General features: G+C 72.1%; 11 protein-coding genes and 1 tRNA gene. 7 read left to right on the top strand and 5 right to left on the bottom strand.

Features of this window, described 5'->3' with window-relative positions; translation table 11 throughout:
• Positions 1-63: 63 nt before the first annotated feature.
• A complete protein-coding gene (locus FNX44_RS17985; protein WP_143649302.1) occupies positions 64-990 on the bottom strand; it encodes a pseudouridine synthase in 927 nt (308 codons plus the stop codon).
• Positions 991-1,099: 109 nt separating this feature from the next.
• Positions 1,100-1,606: a hypothetical protein gene (locus FNX44_RS17980; RefSeq protein ID WP_143649301.1), complete on the bottom strand. Its 507-nt coding sequence runs from the start codon at positions 1,604-1,606 to the stop codon at positions 1,100-1,102.
• A gap of 218 nt (positions 1,607-1,824) precedes the next feature.
• Here FNX44_RS17980 and FNX44_RS17975 point away from each other — a divergent pair, with 218 nt between their 5' ends.
• The 3 genes from FNX44_RS17975 (at position 1,825) to FNX44_RS17965 (ending at position 3,972) form a co-directional block, all read left to right on the top strand.
• A complete protein-coding gene (locus FNX44_RS17975) occupies positions 1,825-2,403 on the top strand; it encodes a Type-2Aa cytolytic delta-endotoxin (RefSeq protein ID WP_143649300.1) in 579 nt (192 codons plus the stop codon).
• A 205-nt stretch (positions 2,404-2,608) separates the two neighbouring features.
• Entirely contained in the window at positions 2,609-2,944 is a 336-nt protein-coding gene (locus FNX44_RS17970; RefSeq protein ID WP_323369474.1) for a PadR family transcriptional regulator, read from the top strand.
• Positions 2,941-3,972: a hypothetical protein gene (locus tag FNX44_RS17965; protein ID WP_143649299.1), complete on the top strand. Its 1,032-nt coding sequence runs from the start codon at positions 2,941-2,943 to the stop codon at positions 3,970-3,972. Before FNX44_RS17970 ends, FNX44_RS17965 begins: the two co-directional genes overlap by 4 nt.
• A 170-nt stretch (positions 3,973-4,142) precedes the next feature.
• Here the strand turns inward: FNX44_RS17965 and FNX44_RS17960 are convergent.
• Positions 4,143-4,230, bottom strand: a tRNA-Leu gene (locus tag FNX44_RS17960).
• Positions 4,231-4,343: 113 nt separating this feature from the next.
• On the opposite strand from FNX44_RS17960, the gene FNX44_RS17955 reads away from it, so the two are divergent.
• The 3 genes from FNX44_RS17955 to FNX44_RS29720 all read left to right on the top strand — a co-directional run bounded on the left by FNX44_RS17955 (position 4,344) and on the right by FNX44_RS29720 (position 7,209).
• Positions 4,344-5,714: a M20/M25/M40 family metallo-hydrolase gene (locus FNX44_RS17955; protein ID WP_143649298.1), complete on the top strand. Its 1,371-nt coding sequence runs from the start codon at positions 4,344-4,346 to the stop codon at positions 5,712-5,714.
• 221 nt (positions 5,715-5,935) lie between these two features.
• Positions 5,936-6,169, top strand: coding sequence for a chaplin ChpH (gene chpH, locus FNX44_RS17950; RefSeq protein ID WP_143649297.1), 234 nt, complete (start codon positions 5,936-5,938; stop codon positions 6,167-6,169).
• Positions 6,170-6,315: 146 nt separating this feature from the next.
• Positions 6,316-7,209: a chaplin gene (locus FNX44_RS29720; protein WP_143649296.1), complete on the top strand. Its 894-nt coding sequence runs from the start codon at positions 6,316-6,318 to the stop codon at positions 7,207-7,209.
• Positions 7,210-7,366: 157 nt separating this feature from the next.
• Here FNX44_RS29720 and FNX44_RS17940 read toward each other — a convergent pair whose 3' ends face one another.
• Positions 7,367-7,555, bottom strand: a complete 189-nt coding sequence (locus FNX44_RS17940) for a DUF5703 family protein (protein ID WP_143649295.1) — start codon at positions 7,553-7,555, stop codon at positions 7,367-7,369.
• A 47-nt stretch (positions 7,556-7,602) separates the two neighbouring features.
• Here FNX44_RS17940 and FNX44_RS17935 point away from each other — a divergent pair, with 47 nt between their 5' ends.
• Positions 7,603-8,268 (top strand): hypothetical protein, encoded by a 666-nt coding sequence (locus tag FNX44_RS17935; protein WP_143649294.1) that lies wholly within the window; start codon positions 7,603-7,605, stop codon positions 8,266-8,268.
• 42 nt (positions 8,269-8,310) lie between these two features.
• Here the strand turns inward: FNX44_RS17935 and FNX44_RS17930 are convergent.
• Positions 8,311-10,187: helix-hairpin-helix domain-containing protein (locus tag FNX44_RS17930; protein ID WP_143649293.1), on the bottom strand; the 1,877-nt coding region annotated here is incomplete at its 5' end.

The following is a 10,187-nucleotide window of genomic DNA, read 5'->3' as shown; positions in this document are numbered from 1 at the left end:
GACCCTAGGTTCCCCACCTCCACCCCCACACCCGATTTCCCTCCGGTCGGCTGGGTGCTCCCCTCACAGGGGGCCCAGCCGACGGCGGCTGGCAAACCGGGACGCCTCGCCCGTCACGGGATCGGTGTACTCCAGCGAGGCGGCGAGCAGCCGCAGCGGGCGTGCGTAGTCGTCGCGCTCCGCTTCCGCGACCACCCGGGGATAGAGCGGGTCACCGAGGATCGGCAGGCCCAGCGCGTTCATATGGACGCGCAACTGGTGAGTGCGGCCGGTGTGCGGGACAAGGCGGTACAGGCCCCGCCCCTCGTGCTCTTCCAGCAACTCGATCCGGCTCTCGCTGTTGGGCTCACCCGGCACCTCGCGGGCGGTCAGCTCCCCGCGCTCCTTGACGATGCGGCTCCGGACGGTCGCCGGAAGCGGCACCGCCGGGTCGTACCCGGCCACCGCGCGGTACTCCTTCCGCACCTGCCGCCGCTGGAACAACGCCTGGTAGGCGCCCCGGTGGCGCGGCTGGACGACAAAGAGAACGAGCCCGGCCGTGAGCCGGTCCAGGCGGTGTGCGGGCTGGAGCTCGGGCAGGTCCAGATCGCGGCGAAGCCGCGCGAGCGCGGTCTCCGTGACGTGCCCGCCGCGCGGGGTGGTGGCGAGGAAGTGCGGCTTGTCGGCGACGACCACCCGCTCGTCCCGGTACACGACCTCCACCTCGAACGGCACCCGCTCCTCCGCCGCGAACTCCCGGTGGAACCACACGAACAGCCCGGCGCGGTAGGGCGCCTCAGGCGCAAGCGGCCCCTCCGCCGTGACAAAGTCCCCTGCCGCCAGCATCTCGTCCACCTGCCGGGCACCGATCGCCTGCCCGAACCGTGCCACCAGATGGTCCCGCACGGTCGGCCACCACCCGTCCGGATCCGCCGGCAGCCGCAGCCGGACGGGATCGACGCCCATCCGCTGCTCCAGCGGCGAAGACGGGACCTGCCGCCTACGTGCCATCCCCACCGCCGTCCCCTGTGCCTGCCCGAGCGCCTGCCAGGACAGTCTCCCACCCACTGCGGGGGCGCCCGACGGCCTCCCGGACTCCGGGCCGCCCCTGCAACGCGGATCAGTGCTTGAGGTGGAAGGTCAGGAGCGCGGCTTCCTCGCCCCTGTGGGTCGTCGGCGTGATGTCGACGTGGCCGCCGGTCCCGCTGAAGTGCCCGGTGCCACCGGTGACGGCGAAGGTGAGCTTGGCCTCGATGTTGGACACCTCTTCGCCACCGGCGAAGACCAGGTTGCCCTTGTTCTTCAGCCGCACCGTGCAGTCGAGCAGGAAGCTGCCGCCCTCCAGGAACTGGATCCGGGTGAGGGCGTCGCCGGCCTTCCTGCCGTGCGCATAGGCGGTCTCCTCGAACAGGAGCGTGTTGCCGGGGTCGATGCTCTCGGGGTCCCCGAAGACGGGGGCTCCCGATACGAGTACGACCTTCAGGGTCCTGCCGTGCCCGGCCGTCGGTTCGCTGTCGGTGGCCGCGGTGGCGGCGGCCGGTGCCATCAGTCCGCTGAACAGCAGAGCGAGGATCGCCCCCGCCGCCAGGACGAGGCGGCGCACGGCTCCCGGACGGGTCGACTGCATGGTGTTCCTTTCAGCTCGGCGCTCGTGTGTACGAATCCCGCCACACTGCCGCGCCGCTCTGTGCCCTTTTGCACGGACACGCCGTGACTCTCCGCATCCGCACCCGTCCACCGCCCGCACGGCGGGACGGGGCTCCTGCCGAGATGCCGTGATCGGCATACTGTCCGGCGCCCTTGATCACCACCCTGTGATCACCACCACCATCCGCAGGAGGAAGCATGACCGCCAGTTTCAGAACCGTCATCGAGGTGGGAGCGGGCCACCTCGAACAGGCCCGGGCCGTCGACCGGTTGTTCCAGGACGCGATCGCCCCCGCGACCGTCAACTTCGACTTCGAACACATCCGGGAGGCGGCCGCCGCCGTACCCGGCAGCGAGATAGTGCGCATGGTGCGCGGCTGGAGGCTCCAGGAGGAGGCCCCGGTCATGGTCATGGTGCTGTCGCTCAAGGAGGCGGTGCGGCAGGCGCTGCCGCAGGAGTCCGCCGACGCCCGCTTCTGGGACACCGTCGAACGTGAACTGCTCCAGGCCCTCACCGGACTCGCCGCCCAGGACGGCTCACCCGGCCTCTCCTACTACGACGAAACCCCGGATCACACCAGCTACTACCGCGACCTCTTCTTCGCCCTCCAGGACACCGACACCGACGACCACCTCTACGCGATCGCCTGCTGCATCGACGTCACCCTCGGCGTCGACAAAACCCGCGCCGGCGCGCTGGCGCCCACCGACGTGGTCCCCTTCTCCCTCCACCTCAACGCCGTAGTCCTCCGTCAGCACCTCCCCCTCGCGGTCTGACTCCCGACCGCCGTCGGCCCGCCGTCCCGGGCCGCGGCCCCCTTCAGCCGCAGCGGCCGCGGCACACGACGCCTTCGACGGGCATGCCCGCGTGACGGAGTGGCCGTGCGTCCTGATCCGCCCGAGGTGAGCCTTACGTGACAAGATTCGACTCTCCTACTACTCTGAAACTCAGAATAGTCAGAGAATCGATGGAGGGGCGTCCGTGGTTGCGGCGGAAGCGGCTTGGTCGCGTGCGCTGTTGCAGTTGTGCCTGCTCGGCATCCTGGAGGGTGAGGGCGCGAGCTACGGCTACGCGCTGCTGAACCGCCTGTCGGAGGCCGGCCTGGACACGATCAAACCCGCCACCCTCTACCCGGCTCTGACTCGTCTGGCGGAGGAAGGCGCGGTGGAGGTGCGGTGGGCGGCCGGTCAGAGTGGGCCGGGGCGCAAGTACTACAGCATCACCGACGAGGGGCGCGACCGGCTCCTTGAGCTGCGCAGATCCTGGCGTGAGTTCACTACGACCGTGACCGAACTGACAGGGGGGCCACAGGTATGACTACCGGCAGTGACATTCGGTGGGAGCGGGAAGAGGACGACAGGTGGGCTGCCAACTTCGAGATCCAGTTCCGACTGGAGCACCGCCCACCTGCGGGTCTGACGGAGCGGATACTCTCCGAGGTCCACGAGATGGTCACCGAGACCGGAGTGCCGGCGCGTGAACTGTTCGGTGACGCCCGCCAGTACGCGGACTCGCTCGCGGGCGAGCGCATCGACGACAGCCATGTGAGCAAGACCAACCTGGCCGGCGACACGGCCGGAGGGGTCCTGACCACCACGCTGGTGTACGCCGGCATCGTGGGCTGTCTCCTCTCGTTGGGCCGCTGGCTGCGCGCGAACACGGCGATCGAGGTGTCAGCGGCGTCGCTGGTCGGTGTCGGTTCGCTTGTCGTCGCCGCCCTGACGCTCTGCCTCGCCGTAGCCCTTCGTACCGCTGGCCGGAGAAGCGCCTTCGCCGCGAGCACGGGAACATGCCTGGTGAGTGCGGCGATCGGCGCCGCCGCGTTCACGGCGCTGTCCCAGCAGGTGCTGTTCTCCCTGCCCGTATGGGTACCGCTCGCAGTCTCCGGAGCCCTGACGGTAGCCGCCCACCGACTGCCTGACAGCACGGCCGACGAGTGGCTCCGGCCGCGGCGTACGCAGGACGGCGAGGCGTGGCTGGCGCACCTGGAGGCCCTGCTGCGCGGACGTCACGGACTTTCGGCGCAAGCGGCCCGGGAGCACGTGGCCGAAGCCCGCGCCCACTTGGCCGAGACGCCCGGCACGACAGCCCGGAAGGCGTTCGGTGACGTCGAGATGTACGCGCTCGGGCTCGGCGGCGGACCGCGTCGCACCGAGCGGGTCAACCGGCGGAAGGCCCGCCTGGCGGTGCTTTCCGCGCTGCTCATCGCCGGGCTGTGCGTCCTCAAGCTGACGACCTACGTCGCTGTGGGCTCGTTCTGGTTCTGGTTCCTGGCGGTCGCAGTGGCCGTCTGGATCGCCCAGGCCGGCCTCTGGCTCGCGAACCGCCACCAGCAGGCGAGTTAGCACGAGCGTGCCCTCACGGCCAACGCCTCGCGCGCGGACTGTGAGGGCCGCTTTGCCATGGAGCGGTTGCCGCGGCATCCGAGTGTCCGGCCGTCTCCTGCCGTTGGTCACGTGTTGGCCACGCCGCAACCGGAGAAACAGAAAAACCCCAGGTCAACTGGGGTTCTGTGTGGTGTCCGAGGGGGGACTTGAACCCCCACGCCCGATAAAGGGCACTAGCACCTCAAGCTAGCGCGTCTGCCATTCCGCCACCCGGACCGGTAGCTGCGGGCCCGGCTCTGCCGTGGCCCCGCGACGTCGACAACCATAACACCTGATGGGGGCGGTTCGATCACGCGGCGGCCTTGGGCGGGGTGTGCCGAGGCGGGAGGATGGGGGCGACCACTACTTCAGGAGGCAGCGTGAGTGCGACGAACCCGGTCGGGCAGGGCGGCGGCACCGGTGTGAGCGGCGAGGACGAGGTCGTCGACCTGTGCCGGGACCTGATCCGGATCGACACGAGCAACTTCGGCGGCGGTGATGCCAGGGGCGAGCGGGCGGCGGCGGAGTACGTCGCCGAGAAGCTGGCCGAGGTGGGTGTGGAGTCGAAGATCATCGAGTCCGAGCGCGGGCGGGCCTCGCTCGTGGCGCGGATCGAGGGGGAGGATCCCTCGCGGCCGGCGCTGCTGATCCACGGGCACACGGACGTCGTGCCGGCGGATGCCGCGGACTGGACGTACGACCCGTTCGCCGGTGAGATCGCCGACGGCTGCCTGTGGGGTCGGGGCGCGGTGGACATGAAGGACATGGACGCCATGACGCTCGCGGTCATTCGGGACCGGATGCGCAGCGGGCGTCGGCCGCCGCGTGACGTGGTGCTGGCCTTCCTCGCCGACGAGGAGGCCGGCGGTGTCTTCGGCGCGCGGCACCTGGTCGACCACCACCGGGAGCACTTCGACGGGGTGACCGAGGCGATCGGCGAGGTGGGCGGTTTCTCCTTCACCGTCAACGACGATCTGCGGTTGTACCTGATCGAGACCGCCCAGAAGGGCATGCACTGGATGCGGTTGGAGGTGGAGGGCACCGCCGGGCACGGCTCGATGGTCAACAGGGACAACGCGATCACCGAGCTCAGCGAGGCCGTCGCCCGGCTGGGACGGCACAAGTTCCCGGTGCGTGTCACCAAGACCGTGCGGTCCTTCCTGGACGAGCTCGGGGACGCGCTCGGCACCGAGCTGGACCCGGAGGACATGGAGGAGACGCTCGCCAAGCTGGGCGGTATCGCGCGGATCATCGGCGCGACCCTCCAGAACACCGCCGCGCCGACACAGCTGAACGCCGGCTACAAGGTGAACGTGATCCCCGGCAAGGCGACCGCGCACGTGGACGGGCGCTTCCTCCCCGGGCACGAGGAGGAGTTCCTGGGCGATCTGGACCGGGTGCTCGGCCCTCGGGTCAAGCGGATCTCCGAGCACTCCGACCGGGCGTTGGAGACGACGTTCGACGGCGCGCTCGTGGACGCCATGCAGTCGGCGCTGAAGGCGGAGGACCGGGCGGCCCGCGCCGTGCCGTACATGCTCTCCGGCGGCACGGATGCCAAGCACTTCGACGACCTCGACATCCGCTGCTTCGGTTTTGCTCCGCTGAAGCTGCCGCCGGAGCTGGACTTCGCTGGCATGTTCCACGGCGTCGACGAACGGGTACCTCTGGATGGGCTGAAGTTCGGCGTGCGGGTGCTGGACCGGTTCCTCGATCAGTGCTGAGAGGTGAGCCGGGCACAGGAAACACCTGGTCAGGAGGGTGGTTGGGGGTGCGTGAAGCCGGGGGCGGAGCTGCGTCGGCAGGTCGAACGGTCGAATCGGCCGTGTGTTTGCGACTACTCAGGACGGGTGAATAGGCGGCACTGGTCGTAGCCCGCCCCATGCCTCCTCGTTACAGGTGGTGCGGTCCGCAGCTTGGATCGCATTGCCAACTAGGAGGAAAAATGCTCAAGAAGGTCGTCGCTGCCGCGGCTGCCACTGGTGGTCTGGTGCTCGCTGGCGCTGGTGTCGCCTCCGCGTCCGCCGGCGCGCAGGCCGCCGCCGTGGGTTCCCCCGGTGTCCTGTCCGGCAACGTCATCCAGGTTCCGGTTCACGTCCCGGTGAACGTCTGCGGCAACACCGTCTCCGTCATCGGGCTGCTGAACCCGACCTTCGGCAACACCTGCGTCAACCACTGATCTCTCTTTCACGAGGGATGACGCCGCGACCCCGGAGCGCGCGCCATGCGCTCCGGGGTCGCCTGGTTCCGGCGAGCAGGTGCGACTGGCGGCGCTACGCCGCGCCCCGCTCGCGTACTCGCAAGCAAGGAGGCAGGAAAACAACCATGCGACAGGCCACCCGAAACAGTCTGGTGACGTTTGCCGCGGCGGGCGGCGTGCTCGCCCTGGCGAGCGGCACCGCGCACGCGGGGTCGACAGCCGAGAGCCAGGCCCACGGTTCGCCCGGCGTGCTCTCCGGCAACTCCGTCCAGGCGCCGGTGCACGTGCCGGTCAACGCCTGCGGCAACACGGTCACCGTCGCCGGCGGCCTCAACCCGGCCATGGGCAACCAGTGCGCCAACGTCAGCTCCCCGCCCAAGGGCAAGCACCAGGGCGGTAAGGGCAACGAAGGCGGCGGCAAGGACCAGGGCGGTCACCAGGGCGGCGGTCACCACGGCGGCGGCCACCAGGGCGGCGGCCACCAGGGCGGCGGCCACCAGGGCGGCGGTCACCACGGCGGCCACCACCACGGTGGCGGCTCCCACGCCGACGGTGCGGCAGTGGGCTCGCCCGGTGTCGGTTCCGGGAACAACGTGCAGGCCCCGATCGACGTCCCGGTCAACGCCTGCGGCAACACCGTCAACGTGGTCGGCATTCTGAACCCGGCCATGGGCAACCAGTGCGCCAACGTCGGAAAGCCCGGGAAGCCCGGGAAGCCCGGCAAGCCCGGGGAGCCCGGTCCGGAGACGCCCGAGAAGCCGCGCACCCCGGAGACTCCGGAGGAGGAGAGCCCGGAGAGCCGGACTCCCGAGGAGCCGGGCAAGCCGGGCGAGGAGGTCGAGCCGTCGGACCGTGGCCCGCAGAAGCAGGTCTCCACACAGACCGAGCGGGTGCAGGCACAGCCCGAGCTGGCTCAGACCGGCGCCTCGACGCTGGGCGCCGCCGCGCCGGTGGGTGCGGCCCTGCTGCTCGGCGGCTACGTGCTCTACCGCCGCGCGCGCGTCGCGTCGCAGCGCTGACACGGCGGCCCGTAGCGGGCCGTGAGAAACAGGGCGGGTCAAGATAGGACATGAAGCGGGTGCCGCGGGGGCGGAGCCCGCTTCATGGCGTGCGCGGCCCGATGGCGCGCGGCGGGTCGACGGGCGCACCAACGGGCACCACGCCGGGCGGCGTGGCTCACCAGGTGGCGCGCAGCTGGCGGATGATCCGCCGCCGCAGCCGTACCCGGCGGCTGCCGTCCGGGTGGAGCCTCAGACGGTCCAACTCCCAGTGCCCGTACTCGGCGTGTTCGGTCAGCAGGCGGGTGGTCGCGCTGCGGGAAACCCCTCGTGGGACGTACACGTCCCGAAATTCGTATTCCGGCATCGCATCTATTGTGCGTGTAGGGGCCGACTACGGATAGCGTCTGCACTATGTCTGATGCTGCGCAGCCCACCGCTGCCGAGGTACGAGCCGCCGTCGACGCGCTGAAGACCGCGCTGGACCGCCACCTCGACGCCATCGAACGACGGGACGCGACCGAGGAGCCAGCCGCGGAGGCGGACGCGGCGGTCTACTCGGCGTTCAACGAACTCGCCGCCGCCGGCGAGGCCTACGACGCGCTGCTCTACGACGCGTACGACGAGGTCACCCCCTTCGAGATCCCCGGTGGCGACCAGGTCCCGGACTACCTGGGGCCCGACGATCCCAGCGCGCTGAGCGTGCTGGTCCGCCGGGACTACACGGTCGCCGAGCCGCTGCGGCTGCTGGCGCAGGCGCGGCGGATCACCGAACTCGACCCGGACTCGACCGATCTGGCCGGCGAGGGCGAGGAGGCCGGCAGCAGCGTGCACGCGGCGCTCGGCGTGCTCTTCGGCGAGTTCGAACCGGACGAGATCGCCACCCGCCACAAGGAGTTCGGCCTGGAGGAGGGTGACTCCACGGTGTGGGTGCAGGCCGCCGACGAGGCGCCGGAGCCGGGGGAGTGGCTGAACGCGCCCTTCGACGCGGCGGACCCGCAGCGCGTGGTCTGCCGCTTCGACATCAGCTCCGTCTTCGACGAGGACGAGCTGTACGGGCCGGAGCAGCCCGGGCGCTGACCCGCCCGCCCCCGGGAGGGCGGGCGGGACGGACCACGGGGCTCAGTCCGCCTCGGCGGCCTGGGCGGACAGCAGGGAGCGCAGTCGGGTGTGCCGCTCGGCGCCCGGCCGCTCGGCCACCGCCCGCGGCAGCTCCGGACCCACGCCGTGCACCACCGACACATGCCGCAGGCCACGACCGAACGCCGTGTAGACCCACGGGCGGTCCAGCGCCTCGCCGGCGTCGCCCGGCAGGACGACGACCACCGCGGGCCAGCGGCGTCCGAGAGCCTGGTGGGCGGTGACGGCCCAGCCGTGGCGGACGGTCGTGCCGACGAGCTCGCGCGGTACGACAAACGTGCGGCCCGCGCTCTCCAGCCGCAGCCCGTCCGCGTCGGCACCGACCACCCGGGCGTGGATCGCCCGGCCGGGGCTCGGTGTGTGGACCACCCGGTCGTCCGGATCGAAGCCGCCGAAGGCGCCCGGGCCCGGGTTGAGCCGGGCTTTGAGCGCGGCGTTCAGCGCGCCCGTGCCGGCGCCGCCGCCGTGCCCGACGGTGACGACCCGGGTGTCCGAGGCGGGCACGCCGACCGCCCGCGGCACCGAGTCGCCGACCAGCTGGACCGCCCGGTGCACGGCCTCACCCGCGTCCCGCACCGGTACGATCACCAGCTCGCGGTCGGGCGCCTCGACCTGGAGCAGTTCACCCGCCCCGACACCGGACACCAGCTCGCCGAGCGGCCCGGGATCGGGCGTGCGGGAGGCCACGTGCGGGCAGGCGCCGGCGGCCAGCACGTCTCCGAGCACCCGGCCCGCGCCGACCGGCCCGAGCCCGTGCGGGTCGCCGCTGAGCACAAGCCGTGAGCCGTCCGCCAGGGACTCCACCGCCGCCGCCCCGGCCTCGGTGTCCAGCAGCGCCGCGTCGGTGACGGCCAGCAGATCCAGGGCAAGCGCGCCTTCTGCCTCCCGTCCCGGGCCCTCGGTACCGGCCAGCAGCCCGGCGAGCGTGGCGATTCCGGGGCGAGCGGGCTCCTCGTGGGACGGAGGGTCGGCGGGCTCGGGCAGCAGCGCGGCGAAGCGGTCCCGGGCGTCGTCCGTGGCGGTCACCGCCCAGGCCCGCAGGCCCAGCGAGGCCGCGGCCACCAGCAGCTCGGCGATCTCGGCCCGGGCGGCCTCGCCACCGGTGTGCGTCACGAGCGCGTGGCCGCCGACGAGCCGGACGAGTTCGGCGGCCGACGGTGACCCGGTGGCCCGGGCGGCCGTCTCCCACGCCTCGGCGCCGCCGGGGGGCGGCGAGGCGGTGTCCCGGCGTTCGGCGGCGAAGGTGCTGACCAGCCGGTGCAGCCCCTCGGCCAGCGACTCCTCGGCGACCGCCCAGCGTTCGAGCCCGTACAGCCGGATGCCGGGCGGTGGTGCGTGGTCGGGCTCGTCGTCCGGTGAGTCGGAGTCGTCAGGCGAGCCGGACGGCTCGACGGCCTCCTCCGCCTCGGGGTCCGGTTCGTGGAAGTCGACGACGTCGCCCTCGGCGACCGCCGACTCCAGGGCGGCCTCCGCGTCCGCCACACCGAGACCCGCGAGCTGCCGGACCAGCGTGTCGTGGTCGAGCACGGTGTGACCGCTGAGCGCGGCGCGCAGCAGCAGCCACTGGGCCAGCGCCGGGCCGCGGCGGGGGTCCTGGGGGTCGTGGTCGGGGCCCAGCAGCGCACGGGCGAAGCCGTCCGCCTGCTCGGGCCGTACGCCCGGCACGGTCAGCAGCCGCCACGGGTCGGTGCGCAGCACCTCGGCCGCCTCGCCGCCGAGCGCCCGGGCCGACGGCAGGGCCAGCGCGGGTGGCGCGCCGCCCTCGGCGAGCACGTCGGTCAGCTCGGCCGGGACCTCCACGCGGCCGGCGGGGTCGGTGAGGCCGTCGGCGCCCGGTCCCGCGGTGGGCGGGGCCGCCG

The organism is Streptomyces alkaliterrae (assembly GCF_007097205.2).
Lineage (GTDB): Bacteria > Actinomycetota > Actinomycetes > Streptomycetales > Streptomycetaceae > Streptomyces > Streptomyces alkaliterrae.
The sequence above is the reverse complement of the archived record's forward strand: the minus strand, read 5'-3'. Positions and strand labels throughout refer to the sequence as shown.

Bases quoted from the DNA above. Each gene is read 5' to 3' on its own strand.
- FNX44_RS17985 (WP_143649302.1), bottom strand. From the start codon at position 990: ATGGCACGTAGGCGGCAGGTCCCGTCTTCGCCGCTGGAGCAGCGGATG.
- FNX44_RS17980 (WP_143649301.1), bottom strand. From the start codon at position 1,606: ATGCAGTCGACCCGTCCGGGAGCCGTGCGCCGCCTCGTCCTGGCGGCG.
- FNX44_RS17975 (WP_143649300.1), top strand. From the start codon at position 1,825: ATGACCGCCAGTTTCAGAACCGTCATCGAGGTGGGAGCGGGCCACCTC.
- FNX44_RS17965 (WP_143649299.1), top strand. From the start codon at position 2,941: ATGACTACCGGCAGTGACATTCGGTGGGAGCGGGAAGAGGACGACAGG.
- FNX44_RS17955 (WP_143649298.1), top strand. From the start codon at position 4,344: ATGGGGGCGACCACTACTTCAGGAGGCAGCGTGAGTGCGACGAACCCG.
- chpH (WP_143649297.1), top strand. From the start codon at position 5,936: ATGCTCAAGAAGGTCGTCGCTGCCGCGGCTGCCACTGGTGGTCTGGTG.
- FNX44_RS29720 (WP_143649296.1), top strand. From the start codon at position 6,316: ATGCGACAGGCCACCCGAAACAGTCTGGTGACGTTTGCCGCGGCGGGC.
- FNX44_RS17940 (WP_143649295.1), bottom strand. From the start codon at position 7,555: ATGCCGGAATACGAATTTCGGGACGTGTACGTCCCACGAGGGGTTTCC.
- FNX44_RS17935 (WP_143649294.1), top strand. From the start codon at position 7,603: ATGTCTGATGCTGCGCAGCCCACCGCTGCCGAGGTACGAGCCGCCGTC.